This is a genomic window from Nocardia sp. CDC153 (genome assembly GCF_035818515.1).
GTDB lineage: Bacteria > Actinomycetota > Actinomycetes > Mycobacteriales > Mycobacteriaceae > Nocardia.
Genome location: NZ_JAYKYU010000009.1, coordinates 156,052 through 175,358, shown reverse-complemented (window position 1 = coordinate 175,358; position 19,307 = coordinate 156,052). Strand labels below are relative to the sequence as shown.

Annotated in this window: 20 protein-coding genes; 8 read left to right on the top strand and 12 right to left on the bottom strand. The window is 67.8% G+C overall.

Translation table 11 applies throughout. The annotated features are described in order from the left end of the window. Positions 1 to 375: 375 nt before the first annotated feature. The 4 genes from VMT65_RS37025 to VMT65_RS37010 all read left to right on the top strand — a co-directional run bounded on the left by VMT65_RS37025 (position 376) and on the right by VMT65_RS37010 (position 4,681). Positions 376 to 660, top strand: coding sequence for a hypothetical protein (locus VMT65_RS37025; protein WP_326313357.1), 285 nt, complete (start codon positions 376 to 378; stop codon positions 658 to 660). 109 nt (positions 661 to 769) lie between these two features. Continuing rightward, positions 770 to 2,602 carry an ArnT family glycosyltransferase gene (locus VMT65_RS37020; RefSeq protein ID WP_326313356.1) on the top strand — a complete coding sequence of 611 codons (1,833 nt, stop codon included), beginning with the start codon at positions 770 to 772 and terminating at the stop codon, positions 2,600 to 2,602. Positions 2,603 to 2,706: 104 nt separating this feature from the next. Continuing rightward, positions 2,707 to 3,756, top strand: a complete 1,050-nt coding sequence (locus VMT65_RS37015; protein WP_326313355.1) for a 3-oxoacyl-ACP synthase III family protein — start codon at positions 2,707 to 2,709, stop codon at positions 3,754 to 3,756. A 52-nt stretch (positions 3,757 to 3,808) separates the two neighbouring features. Next, entirely contained in the window at positions 3,809 to 4,681 is an 873-nt protein-coding gene (locus VMT65_RS37010; protein ID WP_326313354.1) for an SDR family NAD(P)-dependent oxidoreductase, read from the top strand. A gap of 9 nt (positions 4,682 to 4,690) precedes the next feature. Here the strand turns inward: VMT65_RS37010 and VMT65_RS37005 are convergent, their stop codons facing one another. From VMT65_RS37005 to VMT65_RS36955, 11 genes are all read right to left on the bottom strand, one after another. Then, complete coding sequence (locus VMT65_RS37005) at positions 4,691 to 5,122, bottom strand: PaaI family thioesterase (protein ID WP_326313353.1); 432 nt, start codon at positions 5,120 to 5,122, stop codon at positions 4,691 to 4,693. Positions 5,123 to 5,286: 164 nt separating this feature from the next. Continuing rightward, positions 5,287 to 6,909, bottom strand: a complete 1,623-nt coding sequence (groL, locus tag VMT65_RS37000; protein ID WP_326313352.1) for a chaperonin GroEL — start codon at positions 6,907 to 6,909, stop codon at positions 5,287 to 5,289. A 238-nt stretch (positions 6,910 to 7,147) separates the two neighbouring features. Then, positions 7,148 to 7,450 carry a hypothetical protein gene (locus tag VMT65_RS36995; protein WP_326313351.1) on the bottom strand — a complete coding sequence of 101 codons (303 nt, stop codon included), beginning with the start codon at positions 7,448 to 7,450 and terminating at the stop codon, positions 7,148 to 7,150. Positions 7,451 to 7,557: 107 nt separating this feature from the next. Further along, entirely contained in the window at positions 7,558 to 8,313 is a 756-nt protein-coding gene (locus tag VMT65_RS36990) for a Clp protease N-terminal domain-containing protein (RefSeq protein ID WP_326313350.1), read from the bottom strand. Positions 8,314 to 8,378: 65 nt separating this feature from the next. After that, positions 8,379 to 9,461 (bottom strand): NAD(P)/FAD-dependent oxidoreductase, encoded by a 1,083-nt coding sequence (locus tag VMT65_RS36985; protein WP_326313349.1) that lies wholly within the window; start codon positions 9,459 to 9,461, stop codon positions 8,379 to 8,381. 140 nt (positions 9,462 to 9,601) lie between these two features. After that, positions 9,602 to 10,504: an RNA polymerase sigma-70 factor gene (locus VMT65_RS36980; RefSeq protein WP_326313348.1), complete on the bottom strand. Its 903-nt coding sequence runs from the start codon at positions 10,502 to 10,504 to the stop codon at positions 9,602 to 9,604. A gap of 167 nt (positions 10,505 to 10,671) precedes the next feature. Next, on the bottom strand, positions 10,672 to 11,106 hold the full coding sequence (locus VMT65_RS36975; protein ID WP_326313347.1) for a hypothetical protein: 435 nt from the start codon (positions 11,104 to 11,106) through the stop codon (positions 10,672 to 10,674). A 114-nt stretch (positions 11,107 to 11,220) separates the two neighbouring features. Beyond that, the gene (locus tag VMT65_RS36970) at positions 11,221 to 11,574 is read right to left on the bottom strand and encodes a UBP-type zinc finger domain-containing protein (RefSeq protein WP_326313346.1); all 354 of its coding nucleotides are present in this window, start codon (positions 11,572 to 11,574) and stop codon (positions 11,221 to 11,223) included. Next, positions 11,574 to 13,016, bottom strand: a complete 1,443-nt coding sequence (locus VMT65_RS36965; protein WP_326313345.1) for an ATP-binding protein — start codon at positions 13,014 to 13,016, stop codon at positions 11,574 to 11,576. The genes VMT65_RS36970 and VMT65_RS36965 overlap by 1 nt, the downstream gene beginning before the upstream one ends. A gap of 11 nt (positions 13,017 to 13,027) precedes the next feature. Next, entirely contained in the window at positions 13,028 to 14,701 is a 1,674-nt protein-coding gene (locus VMT65_RS36960; RefSeq protein ID WP_326313344.1) for an FAD-dependent oxidoreductase, read from the bottom strand. Positions 14,702 to 14,723: 22 nt separating this feature from the next. Next, a complete protein-coding gene (locus tag VMT65_RS36955; RefSeq protein WP_326313343.1) occupies positions 14,724 to 14,921 on the bottom strand; it encodes a hypothetical protein in 198 nt (65 codons plus the stop codon). Positions 14,922 to 15,183: 262 nt separating this feature from the next. On the opposite strand from VMT65_RS36955, the gene VMT65_RS36950 reads away from it, so the two are divergent. Next, on the top strand, positions 15,184 to 15,639 hold the full coding sequence (locus VMT65_RS36950) for an SRPBCC family protein (RefSeq protein ID WP_326313342.1): 456 nt from the start codon (positions 15,184 to 15,186) through the stop codon (positions 15,637 to 15,639). 15 nt (positions 15,640 to 15,654) lie between these two features. After that, on the top strand, positions 15,655 to 16,356 hold the full coding sequence (locus VMT65_RS36945; protein ID WP_326313341.1) for an SIMPL domain-containing protein: 702 nt from the start codon (positions 15,655 to 15,657) through the stop codon (positions 16,354 to 16,356). Here VMT65_RS36945 and VMT65_RS36940 read toward each other — a convergent pair whose 3' ends face one another. Continuing rightward, positions 16,357 to 17,385 carry a beta-ketoacyl-ACP synthase III gene (locus VMT65_RS36940; protein WP_326313340.1) on the bottom strand — a complete coding sequence of 343 codons (1,029 nt, stop codon included), beginning with the start codon at positions 17,383 to 17,385 and terminating at the stop codon, positions 16,357 to 16,359. 287 nt (positions 17,386 to 17,672) lie between these two features. On the opposite strand from VMT65_RS36940, the gene VMT65_RS36935 reads away from it, so the two are divergent. Next, positions 17,673 to 18,389 (top strand): phosphatidylserine decarboxylase, encoded by a 717-nt coding sequence (locus VMT65_RS36935; protein WP_326313339.1) that lies wholly within the window; start codon positions 17,673 to 17,675, stop codon positions 18,387 to 18,389. Beyond that, a complete protein-coding gene (gene pssA / locus VMT65_RS36930; RefSeq protein ID WP_442790388.1) occupies positions 18,386 to 19,300 on the top strand; it encodes a CDP-diacylglycerol--serine O-phosphatidyltransferase in 915 nt (304 codons plus the stop codon). Before VMT65_RS36935 ends, pssA begins: the two co-directional genes overlap by 4 nt. Positions 19,301 to 19,307 lie beyond the last annotated feature (7 nt).

Genomic DNA, 19,307 nt, shown 5'->3' with positions numbered 1-19,307 from the left:
GCTCGGAAATTAAGCTGACTAAAAATGTCCAACCACCCTCACGGGGGGAGAATGATTGGAACCAAATAAAATATTTGGCACTGACATTCATCGACACACTATTGAGTTCTCAAAGAACACACGCACAAACGATCTCCCGGGCGCTATGTCCCGCTCGATCGTGAGGCAACTTTTACAGCTTAGCCCAGCCGTCTCGACGGAACCAAATCCGCTGGTCAGGTGAAGCTAGTGTGATCATCAGGCGCTCCTCGTCCAACCTCGTTTCCCAGGCCCTTGGGGCTCCGGGTCGGTGTCCGTGTCGCTCTGACCTGGAATAAGTTACGTGTTGCTACGAACAGAGTCAAATCGGCTGGTCAGAGGTCTAAATTGGCTTGCGTGTACGTCTGCGAGTGGTCGATAACGAGCGCGGTCGTCGACGAGTTCGCGGAACGGCTTCCCGGCGGCGATAAAGAAACCGACTGGCGCGTTAGCTGGTTACCGGGTCGCGCCCTCACCAAAGACCAGGCGATCGCCGCCATGGAATTGGTCGAACTCCTCTACGACCCGACTCATCGCGACGAGGCCGCGGTCCGCTCGGCGGTGGCGGCGGCGGCCGAACGGCTCAGCCTCCGGCCCGTCGACATCGCCGCCACGCTCTCCGAACGCCATCCGCCACGCTGACCATCTGTCATCCGCCCCACTACAACTCCGGGACGATTCCGCTCCGAACCCCTCCACCCAGGGGTGGAATTCCTTTGACAACGCTGCGCGGCGGGCCGAGATTGGGCCTGTGGCAGGGGCACTCGCACTTCCCGTACGGAACGAAATCGACTGGTCACGCTGGTTGCGGGGCCCGGCGGATCAGCCGCGGTGGGTCCGGCCGGCACTGCTCGCCGTCGCCGCGTTGGCCGCGGTGCTCTACGCGTGGGGCATCGGCGCGCAGACCCCGCACCTCTATTACTCCGCCGCCGCTCGCTCGATGAGCATGAGTTGGCACAACTTCTTCTACGCCGCCTTCGACCCGGCCGCGACCATCAGCATCGACAAACTGCCCGGGGCCATCTGGATTCAGGCGCTGTCCGTGCGGATCTTCGGGCCGCATCTCTGGGCGTATCTGTTGCCGCAGGTCATCGAGGGCGTACTGACCGTGCTCGTGCTGTATCGGGCGGTGCGGCGGTTGTCGGGCCATTACGCGGCGCTGGTCGCCGCGGTGGTGGCGGCCGTGGCACCGGGAACGGTCGCACTGAATCGCGGCAATATCTCCGACACCTTGCTCGTGCTGCTGCTGGTGCTGGCCGCGGATCAGGCGGCGGCCGCCATCGTGTCGGGACGGACGCGGAATCTGCTGTACTGCGGGCTGTGCATCGGGCTGGCGTTCCAGGCGAAGATGGTGCAGGCCTGGCTGATCGTCCCGGCCCTGGTGGCGGCGGTGCTGTTCGCCGCGTCGCGCGGCGAACTGCGGCAGCGTCTGCCCGGACTCGTCTGGTTCGGCGCGATCGCCGCGGCCGTGTCGCTGAGCTGGATGTCGCTGGTGAGCCTGCTGCCCGCCGCGCATCGACCCTATGTCGACGGCAGTTCCGACAATTCGCTGTTCGAGCAGGTCTTCGTCTACAACGGGGCCAGTCGGACCAATGACGGATTCGGTATCGGGGCCGCCAATTTCACTACCGCCGGGAACCAGACCGGGTATCGGGCGGAACTCGTGCTCGGACCGGACAATCGCTTCGACCATCTCTTCGGCGGTGGCGGCGGGCGTGAGGCCGGATGGCTGATTCCGCTCGCGCTGCTCTGCCTCGTCGCACTGGCTTGGGCCGCGCGGCGGCGACCGCGGACGGATCGCGAGACCGCGGCAGTGGTCCTGTGGGGCGGCTGGTTGCTCATTCATGTGGCCGTGTTCCTGGTGATCGGCACGGTGAATCCCTACTATCTGGCCGTTCTCACACCCGCGGTCGCGGCGCTGATCGGTATGGGGGCCAAGGCTTTCCGCGCCTCCGCGGATCGACGGGTACGGGCGCTCGGCCTGATCGGCGTCGCCGCGACCGCGGCCTACGGCTGGTGGCTGTCCGCCGCCGCACCGGGTTGGGTGCGTGCCGGACTCGTCATCACCAGCGTGCTGATCATCGCGGCCGCGATCCGCGCCCGCGCGGCGCTGGCGACCGCACTGCTACTGGTCGCCGCGCTGGCCGCGCCGACCGCCGCCGCGGTCTCGGTGGTGGTCGACGGCTACGGGCCGCTCGACACCCCGTACGAATCCGCCCAGGCGCGGCAGGTCACCCAGGGGTTCATGGCCTCCTCGATCGGCAGCGCCGAACAGCTGAATCGGGATCTGGCGAAAACGCCGGGCCGCCCGCGCTATCCGCTGCTCACCTTCACGACCGCGCTGGCCTCACCCTTCATCCTGGTCGGCGGCGAGCAGGTGCCCAGCATCGGCGGATTCACGGGTGCGTCGCCGGTTCCCACCACCGAGCAGGTGGCCCGCATGATCGACTCCGGTGAGGTCGGCCTGGCCTTGATCACCCCGGCGAAAGACGACCGACTGACGTGGATCCGGCAGCACTGCCGCGAACTGCCCGGACAGGGCGACGGAAAGGCCGTCCTGGCGTACAGCTGCGCCCACCACTGAACGGAACCGGTCGACCGATCGAATTGGCTTGTGCCACTCGACTTTTCACCACGATGGTTGTAACCGTTTCGCAAGCCCGCCGCGATCCCTAGTTTCCGTGGAACATGACAACTGAACAGTCTCCCGCCATCGCCTACACCCAGGCGGGACCGCTCGAACTGCCCGTGCCCGCCGACCGCGCGGTGGGGGTCCTCGGCACCGGCTCCTATCTCCCCGACCGCGTGGTCGGCAATGCCGAGATCGCCGCCAATACCGGCGTCACCGAGGACTGGATCCTCACCAAGACCGGCATTCGCACCCGCCGCTACGCCGCACCCGGACAGGCGACCTCGGATCTGGCCGCGGCGGCCGGGCGAGCCGCCCTGGCGGACGCGGGAATCCGGCCCGGCCAACTCGACTACATCGTGGTCGCCACCTCCACCCCCGACCATCCGCAGCCCGCCACCGCCGCGCTCGTTCAGCATCTGCTCGGCGCGGACGGCGCGGCCGCCTTCGACGTGAACGCGGTGTGCACCGGTTTCCTCTTCGCCCTGCGCGCGACTGCGGGCATGCTCGATTCGGGCGGATACGGGCTGGTCATCGGGGCCGACATCTACTCGGGCATCATCGATCCCACCGACCGGCGCACCGCGGTGCTGTTCGGCGACGGGGCGGGAGCCGTCGTGCTCGGACCGGTCGAGCCGCCCGCCGGACTGCTCGGCACCGTGCTGCGCACCCACGGCGATCTGCACGCCACCATTCGAGTCCCGGCCGGCGGCAGTCGGATTCCGGCGCGTGGGCTCGATCCCGACGACAAGGCCCACTACTTCGCCATGGCGGGGCGGACCGTGCGGGACTTCGTCTCCGCTCAGTTGCCGTTGTCCATCAAGGAGGTCCTGCACGCCACCGGAATTTCCGAAACCGTTGTGCGCCATTTCATTCCGCATCAGGCCAATGGCGCGATGCTGCGCGATCTCGCGCCCGCGCTCGAACTGCCCAATGCCAGCCATCATCTGGTGGTCGAGCAGTTCGCCAATACCGGTGTGGCGTCGGTGCCCATCGCCCTGGACGCCGCGCAGCGGGCCGGGGCCCTCGCGCCGGGGGATCACATACTGCTGTCCGCGTTCGGCGGCGGCATGTCCATCGGCAGCACCGTGCTGCGCTGGGGGCGCTGACCTGGATCCGAATCGACGCCGAATCGCGCTGGGCCACTTAGCATTCCTGAGCATGCGGGAATTAAGCGGTTTGCTTTACAAAATCAGGCACGGCCTGGACACCCAGGTGAGCCTCGCGCGGCTGCGGCGGCACCGCACCCTCGCGGACGCCGCGGCCGGGCGCACCGTGCTGATCACCGGGGCCTCCTCCGGCATCGGGCGGGCCGCCGCGCTGCGACTCGGCGCGGCCGGGGCCACCGTGCTGCTGGTCGCGCGCCGCGCCGACGAACTCGACAGCGCCGTCGCCGAGATCGAGGCCCGCGGCGGCCGCGCGGTCGCCTACCCATGCGACCTCAATGATTTCGACGCGCTCGACGCCATGGCCGCCAAGGTGCTCGCCGACCACGGTCGCGTCGACATTCTCGTCAACAACGCGGGCCGCTCCATTCGCCGCCGCCTCGACGAGTCCTACGACCGCTTCCACGACTACGAACGCACCATGCGGCTCAACTACTTCGCCGCGGTCCGGCTCATCCTCGCCTTCACACCGGCCATGCGCGCGCACGGCGACGGCCAGATCATCAATATCCTCTCCCTCGCCAATCTCTACGGCGGTCCCGGCTATGCCGCCTACGTCGCCTCCAAGGCCGCCCTCGACTCGCTGGCCACCAACCTGCAGGCCGAAACCCACACCGAGAACCTGAGATTCACCGCCGTCTACCTGCCGCTGGTGCGCACCGACATGATCACCGCCAATCCGGTCTACCAGCAGGCCACCGCCAACGCCCTCACGGCCGAGGAGGGCGGTGACATCATCTGCGACGCCATCATCGACCGACCCCGCCGCCTGGCCCCGGTCATGGGCCGCATCGCCGCCCTCGTCGACTCCGTTCTCCCCGAACGCGCCGACGCCATCCGCAACGCCCGCTTCACCAGCGGAATGTAGTGCGCGCCTTCATCGAATCGAAATGACGCGCGCCGTCGCCGTCGCCGTGGCGACGAGTTCCTCGTCCGCGCTACGCAACTCGCCCGCCAAGAACGCGATGTCACCGTCGCGGCGCAGCACTCGGCCGGTACCGCGCAGCCGCCCGACGCGGGCGGGGCGCAGGAAGCTCACCTGCAAATCGAGGGTGGATTGGAATTCGCCCGGACCGAGGGTCGCCAGCAGCGCGGGCCCCACGGTGTCGTACAGCATCGCGGCGAGGAATGCGCCCAGCACCTCACCCATGGGGTTGGTGAACGCCTCGGTCGCGGTGAACGCCACATCGATGGTTCCCAATTCGGGGTCGGCATCGACGAATTCGAATCCCAGCGTCTGCGCCGCTCGCGGCATTGGAGCACGCCCCTCGACCGCATCCCAGAAGATCCCCGTCCGCGCCTCGCTCATCCGACCAGTCTGCCGCGAAAAACACACTGCGCCACGAAAACAGCCGAGTGCCCGGCCACCGCATGGTGGCCGGGCACTCGCACCTATCTCCGCTAACGACCAGGCCCGGTCACCGTCAGGTGACCGGGCCTGGTCTTGTTCAATTCCGTTGCCGGAGGCGCGGACTAGAAGTCCATGCCGCCCATGCCGCCGGTCGGGTCGCCCGCGGGGGCGGCCTTCTCCGGCTTGTCGGCGACGACGGCCTCGGTGGTCAGGAACAGGGCCGCGATGGAGGCCGCGTTCTGCAGGGCCGAGCGGGTGACCTTGACCGGGTCGGCAACGCCGGCGGCCAGCAGGTCGACGTACTCGCCGGACTCGGCGTTCAGGCCGTGGCCCGCCGGGAGGTTCGAGACCTTCTCAGCGACGACGCCGGGCTCCAGGCCCGCGTTGAAGGCGATCTGCTTCAGCGGCGCGGACAGCGCGACGCGAACGATGTTCGCGCCGGTGGCCTCGTCACCGGTCAGGGACAGGGCGTCCAGCGCGGGGGCGGCCTGCAGCAGGGCCACGCCACCACCGGCGACGATGCCCTCCTCGACGGCAGCCTTCGCGTTGCGGACGGCGTCCTCGATGCGGTGCTTGCGCTCCTTGAGCTCGACCTCGGTCGCGGCGCCGGCCTTGATCACCGCAACACCGCCGGCCAGCTTGGCCAGGCGCTCCTGCAGCTTCTCACGGTCGTAGTCCGAGTCCGAGTTCTCGATCTCGGTGCGGATCTGCGAGACCCGGCCCTTGATGGCCTCCGGGTCGCCCGCGCCCTCGACGATGGTGGTCTCGTCCTTGGTGATGACGACCTTGCGGGCGGTGCCCAGCAGCTCCAGACCGGCGGTCTCGAGGGACAGGCCGACCTCTTCGCTGATGACCTCGCCACCGGTCAGGATGGCGATGTCGGCCAGCATGGCCTTGCGGCGGTCGCCGAAGCCCGGGGCCTTGACGGCGATGGACTTGAAGGTGCCGCGGATCTTGTTCACGACCAGGGTCGAAAGCGCTTCGCCCTCAACGTCTTCGGCGATGATCAGCAGCGGCTTGCCGGCCTGGATGACCTTCTCCAGCAGCGGCAGCAGGTCCTTGACGGTCGAGATCTTCGAGCCGACGAGCAGGATGTACGGATCCTCGAGGACCGCTTCCTGACGCTCCGGGTCGGTCACGAAGTAACCGGAGATGTAGCCCTTGTCGAAGCGCATGCCCTCGGTCAGCTCCAGCTGGAGGCCGAAGGTGTTGCTCTCCTCGACGGTGATGACGCCTTCCTTGCCGACCTTGTCCATGGCCTCGGCGATGAGCTCACCGATGGACGAGTCGCCCGCGGAGATACCGGCGGTGGCGGCGATCTGCTCCTTGGTCTCGACCTCCTTGGCGGTGCCGAGCAGCGAGGAGGTCACGGCCTCCACGGCCTTCTCGATGCCGCGCTTCAGGCCGAGCGGGTTGGCGCCGGCGGCCACGTTGCGCAGGCCCTCGCGGACCAGCGCCTGGGCCAGCACGGTGGCGGTGGTGGTGCCGTCACCCGCGACGTCGTCGGTCTTCTTCGCAACTTCCTTGACGAGCTCCGCGCCGATCTTCTCGTACGGGTCCTCGAGCTCGATTTCCTTGGCGATGGAGACACCATCGTTGGTGATGGTGGGGGCGCCCCACTTCTTCTCCAGCACCACGTTGCGGCCCTTGGGGCCCAGGGTCACCTTGACAGCGTCGGCGAGGCTGTTCAGGCCACGCTCGAGTCCGCGGCGAGCCTCTTCGTCGTACGCAATTGTCTTGGCCATTGCGTTGAGATCCTCCAGATCAGGGATGGGCATGATCTGGTCAGCTTCGGTGCCCGCGACGGACGACCGGAGGTACCGGCCTCACCGTTCCGACCTAGCACTCACGGGTACGGAGTGCCAAAGCCATTTCTAGCACTCGACCCCAACGAGTGCAAGGTTGCCCGGAACCGGCGAATGGCCGCACGAGTCGTCTCGGCGGCCGAGTCCCCCGAGGAGCTACCGGAAACGCACCCGAGGACTACGAGAAGTGCGAACGGTCGTCCACGCGCAGCAGCAGGGCGATCAGGGCATCGGTGCGGCGCTCCTCCGGCGTGCGGGGCTCGCCGTGCTCGACGGTCACGAGTTCGGCGTCCTGCAGCAGCAGTTCGGCCTCGATGCGCATGATGGCCCGGATGAATGGCGGTGCGACCTCGGGTGGGAGGTCACCATTGACGATGTAGCCGCCGTCCGGCGTGTCCTCGGTGGTGACATAACTGAGCGCGCGCAGCAGATCGGCGCGCTTTTCCCCCGCAACTAGGTCGGAACCCTCGTCGCCCGCCATTCCACAATCGTATCTGGCGCATCATTCACACCATGGGACCCGGTGCGGCGGGATCGGTCACGAGCCCTACAACACCAGGTCGATGGCATGGTGGAGCGACACGCCGACTACTCCGAGTCGGGGGCGGGGGCGGTCAGACCGGGGATCGGCAGCGCGCCGAGCAGCTTCCCGATATCGGCCGACACCGAGTCCTTGTCCAAGCCCAGTCCGGTCAGCACACCGGAACCGTTCTCGAGATCCAAGAGGGCCAGGAGGAGATGCTCGGTGCCGATGTAGTTGTGGCCGAGGCGCAAGGCCTCACGGAAGGTGAGTTCGAGAACCTTGCGGGCCTGGGCATCGAAGGGAATCAGAGCGGGTACCGGGTCGCCGGTGGCGGCGGGGAGCGCGGCGGTGGCGACCCGACGCACGGCGTCGGTGGACACCCCCTTGCCCTCGATCACCTTGACCGCCAAGGATTCCGGCTCGGCCAGTAGCCCGAGGATCAGGTGTTCGGGACGGGTTTCGAGATTGCCGACGGCCCGGGCCTCCTCCTGCGCGGCCATCACGACGTGGCGGGCGCGGGACGTGAAGCGAGCGAACCCGGCATTGGGATCCAGGGCCGCGGCCTGGCTCGGGTCGGCGGGCGCCTTGGGCACGAAGCGTTTCTGCGCGGCCTGTTTGGTGACGCCCATGCTCTGGCCGATATCGGTCCAGGAGGCGCCGGAGCGGCGGGCCTGGTCGACGAAGTGGCCGATCAGATGGTCGGCCACCTCGCCGATGTGGTTGCCGAGGACCACGGCGTCGGAGAGTTGTTCCAGGACATCGTCGGGACGGGCCTTCTTGATGCCCTCGATGAGATCGTCGAGGCGGATGGAGTTCGTCATGCGTCAACTCTAGGTTGACCGCCTTGCTGTGGTCAACCTCTGGTTGACGATTTTACGTAGCTGGTTCAGAGCTTCGCCGCCCGTCCGACCGCGCTCACGATCTGCTCCTTGATCCAGGCCGCCGGGCGACCGGTGATCGCCACGCTGCCGTTCGAATCGTCGGCCTTCATGAACTGCACCAGACCGTCGTGGCGACCCAGGCTCATGCAGGTGAGCAGGAACCGGGGCTTGAACCCCGCGGGCTGCTTGCCGCGCGACCGGGCCGCGACCGCCGCGCCCAGGTACTTGCCCGCGGGCTGCGCGGCCTGGCACGACATGCGCGCCTCGCGGCCGTTGAAGCCGACCATGACCGCCGCGTCACCGACCGCGTAGACGTCGGCGAGGTCGCGCACCCGCAGCCGGTCGTCGACCAGGACCCGGCCGCGCCCGTCGACCGGCAGACCCGACCGGGCCGCCACCTCGGGCACCGTGAAACCCGTTGTCCAGAGCACGATGTCGGCGTCGATGCGACCGCCGTCCACCAGGTCGAGGCCGGTGGCGGTCACCGCCGCCACCTTCGCGACCCGCACCTGAATGCCGAGGCGGTCCAACACCTTTCGAATGTGCGCCACGGCCTTGGGGATCAGCCAGCCGCCCGGTTCGTCCGAACTGACCAGCACGACGTCGAGATCGGGTCGGGTTTCGGCCAATTCGGTGGCGGTCTCGAGACCGGTCGCACCCGCACCGACCACGGCCACCCGACCGGTGAGCGCGGGAATGCGGCGCACATCCTCGGAAGTGGCGACGGTGTGGGCGAATTCGGCCGCGCCGGGCACCATCGAGAGGTCGGCGCGGCTGCCGAGGGCGTAGATCAGGGTGTCGTAGGCGACGGCGTCGCCGCTGGCCAGTTCGACGCGGCGGGCGGCGGTGTCGATGCGTTCCGCGCGTCCGTTGATGAACTCGATCCCCTTGGCGGCCAGGGTTTTCCGCAGTTCCCAGCGCGCCACGTCCTGTCCGGCGACGACCTGGTGCAGGCGCACCCGGTCGACGAATTCGGTGTGCAGGTCGATGACGGTGACGTGCGCGTCCTTGGCCTTGACGGCTTCCCGCGCCGCGGCCAGTCCCGCGTAGCCCGCGCCCAGGATGACGATTCGATGCTGTCCGGTCATGAGAGTGCTCCCTTTCGCTTCAGGTACACCGTCGGCCCCATGCGGCGACCGACACCCTCTAGACCGGACAGCCCCGCGATCCCTGACAGCTTCCGGACGTGTCCTGCGCCACAGGCCGAATCGTGGCGCGAAACCCGCCGCTATCCAGCGGTTTCGTCGGTGAGCGCGCGCTCCACACGGGCGAAGTAGGCCAGCTTGTCCGGGTTCACCACGAACTGAAGCCCGGCGATCCGCTCCCCGTCGAAGGTCACCGACATGACGCCCACCAGGCTCTGCCCCTGATGGACCACGAAGGCCGGAGCGGCATTGATCTCCTCGATCGCGAAGGTGGCATCGGGAACCTTGGCGAACAGACCCGCCAGGTAGCGCAGCACGGCCGCGATGCCGACAATGGGCCGCTTGGCCGCGTGGACCTTCGCGCCGCCATCGGCCACGGCCACGATATCGGCGGTGAACATGGACTCGAGCGCGGCCAGATCGCCGGATTGCGCCGCGCTCAGGAACTTCTCGACCAGCTCGCGCGCATGCGCCGGCGCGGACTCGAAGCGCGGGCGCTCCTCCCGCACCCGGTGCGCGGCCCGCCGATACACCTGCTGCGCATTGGATTCGGTGAGCCCGAGCATGTCGGCGATCTCGCGGTGCGCGTAGCCGAAGGCCTCGCGCAGCACGAAGACGGCGCGCTCGGTGGCGCTGAGCCGTTCGGCCAGGGTCAGGAAGGCCATCGAGACCAGTTCCCGCTGTTCGGCCGATTCCAGCGGGCCGAGTTCGCCGCGGCCGGTCGGGACCGGTTCGGGCAGCCAGGGGCCGACATAGGTCTCGCGGCGGGCGCGCGCCGAATCCAACCAGCTGCGGCACAGATTCACCAGGACGGTGGTCAACCAGGCTTCGGCGGAACGGATTTCGGCGCGATTGGTGGCATCCCAGCGCAGGTAGGTCTCCTGCACGGCGTCCTCGGCCTCGGCGGCCGAGCCCAGCATGCGATAGGCGAGCGCGAACAAGCGCGGCCGATGTCGCTCGAATTCGACCAGCCCGTCGGCGTCCATCGGTACCCCAGTCCTCGTATTACGCAATCGTTTGAGGACGATACGCCTGCGGCGGCGGCCCGCGGCGGTGAGTATCCACACGTTGCCACGGTGCGCCCGGCCGCTGATGGGTCGCCAATGGATCCCCAATGGAGATCGACGGCGAAATTACCTGGGAGCCACCCGGATTACTTGGGGGCCACCCGGATTGCGACGGCCACCGGCATATTGGCATACGTCGAGGCCAGGCAGGCCAGCTTGGCCGTGCCGAGGGCCATATTGGCATTGCCCTCCAGGAAGGATCCGGGATGGGCGGCCAGGATCTGATCGATCACCTGCTTCTCCGCGTCGTCGGTGAGATCGCGGAAGTCGCCGCAGGTGGTCTGGGCCCCGGCGGGCGCGCTGCTCTTCTTGGCGACCGTGACGCTGGTGGGCGCGTCGGCGGGCGGCTGGACCACGGGAGCGGCGGCGGTGGTGGAAGCGACGGGGGTAAGCGGTCTGGCGGTGGTGGTGGTCCCGGCCTGCTTCAGTCCGTTCGCATCACCGGATTTGTCCGAACCACAACCGGCGAGACTCAACGCCATCGCACCTGCCGCGAGGGCGACGATCGAAAGACGCTTCATACCCTGCTTTCCGAACTTCCCGAAAGTGCCTGACACCGGACCCGGCCCGGCGCTCGCAGAGCGTACCCGGCACAGGCCACTCCCGGAAGACAAAGCTCGGAAGAGGACGGGGCCTCAGTGCAGGTGCTGCTGCCAGTCGGCCGGCACCCGCCCGCGCGGGCCCGGCACCGGCTGGTCCGCCGGATGCGCGTGCGGCGGCGCGAGTTCCGGGCCGCCCTCGTACATCTCCTTGTTCGAGAAGTTGTAGTACCACTCCTCACCCGGTTCGAAACTCTGGATGAACGGGTGGCCGGTGCTCTCGAAGTGCTTGGTGCCGTGTTGGTTCGGCGACATGTCGCAACAGCCGATGTGCCCGCACTGCGCGCAGCGGCGCAGGTGCACCCACCAGCCGCCCGCGGCATCGCACTCCACGCAGCCCGCACCGCTGGGCGGCACGGTGGGGTCGATGCCTTCGATCTGCTCGGTCATCAGTTGCCTTCCGTAGTGGCCTCGAGGGGCAGGCGGACGATGAAACGGGTGTTCCCGGGCTCGGATTCGACGCGGATGTCGCCGTGATGCTTGTTCACCACGATCCGGAACGAGATGTCGAGCCCGAGGCCGGTGCCCTCGCCGACCGGTTTGGTGGTGAAGAACGGTTCGAAGATGCGGGTGCGGATCTCGTCCGGGACGCCGGGCCCGGTGTCGCCGATTTCCACGGCGGCACAGTCGTTCTCACGATAGGTGCGAATGGTCAGCGTGCCGCGCCCGGCCATGGCGGCGACCGCGTTGTCGATCAGGTTGGTCCACACCTGGTTCAATTCCGCCGCGTAGCAGGGCACCTGCGGCAGCGCCGGATCGTATTCCTTGACCACCGTGATGTCGTCGCCGATCTTGCGGGCCAGCATGACCAGCGTGGAGTCCAGCAGTTCGTGCAGGTCCACCACCTGGAACGGGGCCCGGTCCATCTGCGAGTACTGCTTGGCCGCGTTCACCAGCGAGGAGATGCGGGTGGTCGAATCGGTGATCTCGTTCATCAACAGCTCGGTCTCGACCGTGTAGTTGAGCCAGCGGATCGCGCCCTCGAAAACGTCCGCGCCGCAACCGGACAGGGTGCCGGCCACCTTCTCCAGCCAGTCGGTGTCGAATCCGGCCTGCACGAAATTGGGCGCGAGATCCCAGCCGTTGGCGATGCCGTGGTCCTCGAGCCAGTCGCCCAGTTCGTCCTCGCGGTCGGCGGCCTCCATGGAGGTGAGCTTGGGGGCCTTGGCGACCTGCGCGGCCGCCTCCTCCTGCAGCTGCACCAGCGACTCGAGCGCCTTGGAGTCGAACTTGCCGTGCGCCATCATCTTCAGCTTGTGCCGCATCCCGGCCACGCGGTCGCGCAGCGAGGAGGTGGCGCGCACGGCGGCCGCGGCCGGATTGTTCAGCTCGTGGGTCAACCCCGCCGACAGCGAGCCCAGCGCCAGCAGCCGTTCGCGCTGGCCGATGACCTCATTGGCATTGCGGTTGCCGAAGAAGACGCCCTCGAGCAGGTGCAGGGCCATGGGGAACCAGTCCTGCATCATCTTCGCGAAGGTGCCCGCGTCCAGGACGAAGAACTTCGACGGCCGGGTCACGTAGAACGAGGCGGTGTAGTTCTGGTCGACCTTGTCGCCCATGTAGGCGGTCCACGCGCCCGCGTAGGAGCCGACGTGCTCGGTGCGCACGAGCTCGAGCTCCTCGCCGCCCGACATCTTGGTCATCAGCACCTCGCCGTCCATCAGGACGTAGAAGCAGGTGGCCGGATCGCCCTCGCGGAAGACGAGTCCGGGTTCGAACATCTCGACCCGGCCGTCGCGGCACAGCCAGGCCAGCTGTTCGTCGTTCAGCTTCTCGAACAGGAACAGCTGTCGCAGTTCGTTCGGGTCGCAGATCAATCGGGTGTTGCCCATGTGCCCTACTCCTACTGTTTCGCGAGCCAGCGGTGCACCAGCATGACGGCCATCGCGCCCTCGCCGACCGCCGAGGCGACCCGCTTGGCGGATTCCGATCGCACGTCACCGGCCACGAACACGCCCGGGACGCTGGTCTCCAAATGCTGTGGCGGGCGCGGCAGCTCCCAGCCCGCGGGCCGTTCGCCGTCGACCATGAGATCGGGTCCGGCGAGCACGTAGCCGTTGTCGTCCCGCTTCACGATGCCGTCGAGCCAGTCGGTTTCCGGGGCCGCGCCGATGAACAGGAACAAACGCTCCGCGTCCACCTTTTCTTCCGTGCCGGTCTCGTTATTGCGCAGCACGATCCGCTCGAGGTGGTCGTCGCCGTCGGCGGACACCACCTCGGTGCGGGTGTGCACCTTGATGTTGGGCACCTGTTCGATCTGCTGAATCAGGTAGTGCGACATGGACGCTTCGAGGGATTCGCCGCGCACCAGAATGTGCACGGTCTTGGCCCGCCGGGACAGGAACACCGCCGCCTGCCCCGCCGAGTTCGCGCCGCCCACGATGTAGACGTCCTTGTCGGCGCAGTCGCTGGCCTCGGTCATGGCCGAGCCGTAGTAGACGCCGCGGCCGGTGTACTCGTCCACGCCGGGCGCCGGGTGATGGCGGTAGTTGACGCCGGTCGCGATGAGCACCGAATGCGCCGCGACGCTGCCGCCGTCGGCGAAGCGCACCACGCGGGCCGCACCGCACGCCTCGAGCGCCACCACCTCGCGCGCGGTAATGAGTTCGGCCCCGAATTTCACGGCCTGCCGCCGCGCCCGGTCGGCCAGCTGCGCGCCCGAGACCCCGTCCGGGAAGCCCAGGTAGTTCTCGATGCGCGAGCTCTGTCCGGCCTGCCCGCCGGTGGCGGTGCGTTCGACCAGCACCGTGCGCAGTCCCTCCGACGCGCCGTAAACCGCCGCGCCCAAACCGGCCGGGCCGCCGCCGACCACGATGAGGTCGTAGAAGTCGCTGGTGGCAACGGTGTTCAGGCCCACGCCCTGGGCCAGCTGCGCGTCGGTGGGCATGATCAGCACATCGCCATTGGGGTTGATGATCACCGGGCACTGGTCCTCGGTGGCATTGGCGGCGGTCAGCAGCCGCGCGCCCTCCGGCTCGTCGACCTGGTACCAGCGATACGGCAACTGGTTGCGCGCCAGGAACTCCCGCACCTCCGAGCAGCGGGCCGACCAGCGGTGGCCCACCACCTTGGTCTCGGTCACCGGCTTGTGCTCGTCCCCGCGCCAGGCCTCGAGCAGGGCATCGACGACCGGATACAGCTTCTCCTCCGGCGGATCCCACGGCTTGAGCAGGTAATGATCGAGGTCGACCACATTGATGGCCTCGATGGCGGCATTGGTGTCGGCGTAGGCGGTGAGCAGCACGCGCCGCGCCCACGGATGCAGGTCCATGGCCTGCTCGAGGAATTCGACGCCGTTCATACCGGGCATGCGGTAGTCGGCGATCAGCACCGCGACCGGCTGGCCGCGCAGTTTCATCTCCCGCAGCGCCTCGAGCGCGTCGGCGCCGGACTCCGCCCGCAGAATCCGATAGTCCGCCCCGTACCGGCGGCGCAGGTCCCGCACGACCGCACGCGAGACGCCCGGATCGTCGTCAACGCTGAGGATGGCCGGTTTCACGGCAGCTGGTGAAGTCACCTATCGAGTATGGAACCCGGAGTCAAATCCGATGATGCTGAACCAGATCCAGCTCGGTCGGCGTGAGCAGGCGCTCTAATCGTTCTTCGAGGGCCCCGTTGGCCTTCTTGCGTACGAAATGCTTCGGCGTCGTGGTGGACTCCGCATCGGTACCGGATTCTTCGGCAGGAAGGAGCGGAACCGTTCTGGTCTTGCGATGCAGGAGCGAGCGCAGGTTCACGGCCGATCACCTCACGTTTCCCAGTCGGAAGCTGGTGGCAGTGTCTGATGCTTCGTCTATCCCACATTGTGCTCCGCTCATTACATTTCGGACATCTGCACCGCCGTAATGTGATCTAGTTGATTTTCACCAAGGGGAATGAACTCGACGCGCGAGCTATACGTGCTGGTGAGGTGGCGTGATCCGGGCCACGCGGCCCGGGTGACCCACGCCACCCCGCACTACGATGCGGGTACCGATCGTTACGTCCCCGGAGGCAGCGTTGCCGAACAAACTCGAAGCCAGTATCGATATCGCGGCCGCGCCGGAAAAGGTCTGGAGTGTCGTCTCCGATCTCGAGCGCATTCCCGAATTCAGTCCGCAGACCCTGCGCATGCGGCCGCTCGGGCGCCCGGTGCGCACCGGGACGTGGACGGTGAACCTGAACAAGGCCTCGGGCTACGTCTACCCGACCACCTCGAAGGTGGTGCGATTCGAGCCGAACAAGGCGATCGCCTTCCGCATGACCGAGAACCGGACGGTCTGGAGCTACACCCTCGAACCCACCGCCGACGGCACCCGCCTGATCCAGCGGCGCGATGTCCCCAACGGCAAGCTGCCGTGGTGGCTGCAGAAGACCATCGACACCGTGTTCGGCGGCGAACAGCCCTTCGAGGCCGCGCTTCTGGAGGGCATGCACGAAACCCTCGGCAAGATCAAGCAAACCGTGGAGAGCTGAGCGTAGGTTCGGCCTATGCGACGACTTTCAGCGATCTGCGCCGCGACCGTCGGCGTCGCGCTGCTGCTCACCGGCTGCGGCGGCTCCGACTCCGGTGACCGCACGGTGACCGTCACCGGAACCGGAAAGGTGCAGGGCACACCGGATGTGCTCAATGCCGATCTGGGCACCGAGGTGAGCGCGGGCGATGTGTCCGCGGCCGTCGACCAGGCCAATGCGAAGGCCAAGGCGATCACCGACGCCATGGTCACCGCGGGGGCCAAGCGCGAGGACATCAAGACCAGTGACCTGTCGGTCCAGCCCACCTACGGGACGGACGGACACAACATCACCGGGTATCGCGCGACGAACTCCATGCACGTGGCCGTGCGGGAGCTGCCTAAGGCATCCGGAATTCTGTCGGCGGCGGTGCAGGCCGGGGGCAATGACACCCGCATCAATTCGGTGACATTCGGGTTGGAGGACAACACCAAACTGCTCTCCGACGCCCGCGCCCGGGCCTTCGACGACGCCAAGAGCCGGGCCCAACAGTACGCGGACCTGTCCGGTCTGAAGCTGAAGACGGTCAAGACCATCAGCGAAAACGGCAGCGGCGCAACGCCCACCCCGACGCCCATGTATCGCGACGCCGTGCCGGGAGCCGCGCCGAACATCAACCTCGAACCCGGCCAGCAGACGGTCACCTTCGAGGTGACCGTCGCCTGGAATATGGGTTAGCTACTTCCAGTTCGGCAGGGTCACGACCTGGGCCGCGTAGGACAGGCCCGCGCCGAAGGCGATGAGCAGGGCGGTGCCGCCGGGTTTGGCGTCGCCCTTGCGCATCATGGCCTCCATGGCCAGCGGGATCGAGGCGGCCGAGGTATTGCCGGTCTCCTCGATGTCATTGGCCAGCGCGCAGCTGTCGGGGAGTTTCAGCACCCGGGCCATGATCTCGATGATGCGGCCGTTGGCCTGGTGCGGAACCATGGCGTCGAGGTCTTCGGGGGTCAGGCCCGCCTGTTCGACGGCGTCGCGGCAGACCTTCTCCAAAGAGTGTGCGGCCCAACGGAAGACGGCCGTGCCCTCCATGGCGAGATAGGGGCGGACGGCGTCGAGGCCCTTTTCGTCGATCTCGGCGAAGAACTCCATCCAGTCCTTGTCCTGGCGGATGGCGTGATGCTGGGTGCCGTCCGAACCCCACACCGTGGGCCCGATGCCGGCTTCGTCGGAGGGGCCGATCACCACCGCGCCCGCGCCGTCGGCGAAGAGGAAGGCGGTGCCGCGATCGGTCGGGTCGATCGTGTCGGTCAGCCGTTCCACGCCGATGACCAGCACGTGGCGGGCGGTGCCGCCCTTGACCAGGTCCGAGGCCAGGGCCACCGCGTGGCAGAAACCCGCGCAGCCGGCCGAGATGTCGAAGGCGGCGACATTGTTCAGGCCGAGTTCGGTGGCGATCTGCGGGGCGGCGGCGGGGGTGAGCAGCAGCCAGGTCGAGGTGGCGACGATGACGCAGTCGATGTGGGTCCGGTCGATCTCGGCGGCCTCGATGGCGTCGCGCGCGGCGGCGGCGCTCATGGAAATGATCGTCTCCTCGGGGGAGGCGAAGCGGCGGGTGCGAATGCCGGAGCGCGTCCGGATCCATTCGTCGCTGGAATCGATGGGTCCGGCGACCTCATCGTTGGTGACGACTCGCTGCGGGCGGTACACGCCGAGCCCGAGCATTGCCGTGTGCTCTACCCCGTTGATCGAGGCAATTCGAGCAGCCATGGTCTTCTCCTATGTACTGCGCGTCGAACGTGACCTTCATCGGGTTCCCCACCCCAGAAGCGGACCTTCAGGACACCGCAGACATGAGGCTCCCTCACATTAACCGAGATACCCCCTGATACGTGTGCGTATGCTCACAATCGCGGGGTTTTGCCAGGTGGCTCACCGAGTGTTCACACCCGTGTTCGTTCGCGTTCGGTCACCGAGAACGCGAGCGTCGAACGCGCTTCCCGTATCGTGTGATCGCGGTCAACGACCGCACCTGTCCGCGCATGAAAGAGGAGCCTGTGGCCCGCCGACCCACCCCGCCCGGCACTCCGGAACAGACCGGCCTCGGTCACGTGGCCGACCTGGTTCGCAAAGCCGTTCCGCCGCTGCATCCCGCGGGTCTGCCGTTCGTCGCGGCGCCGCTCGCCGTGGCCACCCTGGGCTACCGGCGAAAGTGGTTGCGCCGCACGGGTTTGCTGGCCGCCGCGGCCTGCGCCGCCTTCTTCCGCCACCCGCACCGGGTGCCGCCGAACCGACCCGGTGTGGTCGTGGCCCCGGCCGACGGCGAGGTGGCCCTCGTCGACACCGCCGTGCCGCCCGCCGAACTCGGCCTGGGCGACGCGCCGCTGCCGCGCGTGAGCATCTTCCTGTCCGTGCTGGACGTGCACGTGCAGCGGGTGCCGGTGAGCGGCCTGGTCGAGCAGGTCGCCTACCTGAAGGGCCAGTTCCTGTCCGCGGACCTGCCCGAGGCCAGCGAGCGCAACGAGCGCAACAGCGTGGTCATCGAGACCGCGTCGGGCCAGCGCGTGGTGGTGGTGCAGATCGCCGGTCTGCTGGCGCGCCGCATCGTCTGCGAGGCGAAGGCGGGCGACAAGCTGAACATCGGTGACACCTACGGCCTGATCCGCTTCGGTTCGCGCGTGGACACCTACTTCCCGGCCGGTACCAAACCGCTGGTGACGCCGGGGCAGCGGACCATCGGCGCGGAAACGGTGCTGGCCGAACTGGATTCATGATGGAGCAACTCGCGCCCGCGCCGGATCAGCGCCGCCGCAATCGCACCGTCCGCCTGCTGCCCAGCATGGTGACCATCCTGGGCCTGTGCTCGGGCCTGTCCGCGGTGAAGTTCGCCATGGAGGGCAAGCTGGGCATCGCGCTGGCCCTGGTCGGCGCGGCGGCCATCTTCGACATGCTGGACGGTCGCATCGCCCGCATGCTGGACGCCACCACCAAGATGGGCGCGGAGCTGGATTCGCTCTCCGACGCCATCGCCTTCGGCGTCGCACCCGCCCTGGTGCTGTACGTGACCTTCCTGCACGCCGACAGCATCGGCTGGATCCTGGCGCTGCTGTTCGCGGTCTGCATGGTGTTGCGGCTGGCCCGCTTCAACACCCTGATGGACGACGACAATCGACCGGATTGGCAGCGCGAGTACTTCGTGGGCGTGCCCGCGCCCGCGGGCGCGCTGATCGTGCTGCTGCCCATCGCGCTGTCCGAGCAGTTCGGTGACGGCTGGTGGGTCAGCTTCCCGGTGGTGGCGGTGTGGACCGTGCTCACCGGTCTGCTGTGTGTGAGCACGCTGCCGACGCTGGCCATCAAGTCGGTCTCGGTGGCACCGCGCACCGCGCCGATTCTGCTGGTGCTGGTCGGTCTGGTCGCCGCGCTGCTGGTCACCTATCCGCTGATCCTGATGATGGCGTTGGTCGCGCTGTACCTGTGCCACATCCCCTTCGCCGTGCACTCGGCCCGCTGGGTGGCCGCGCGACCGGAGACCTGGCATCACAAGCCCGCCGAGCGTCGCGCGCAGCGCCGGGCCCAGCGCCGTCAGCGTCCGCTGGCCGGTCGGGTGCCGCGGGTCTCCACGGCCCGACTGCGGTTGCGTCGCCCGGGACAGCGGGATCGGTTCCCGGACCGCGTCAATCGCTGAAGCCGCC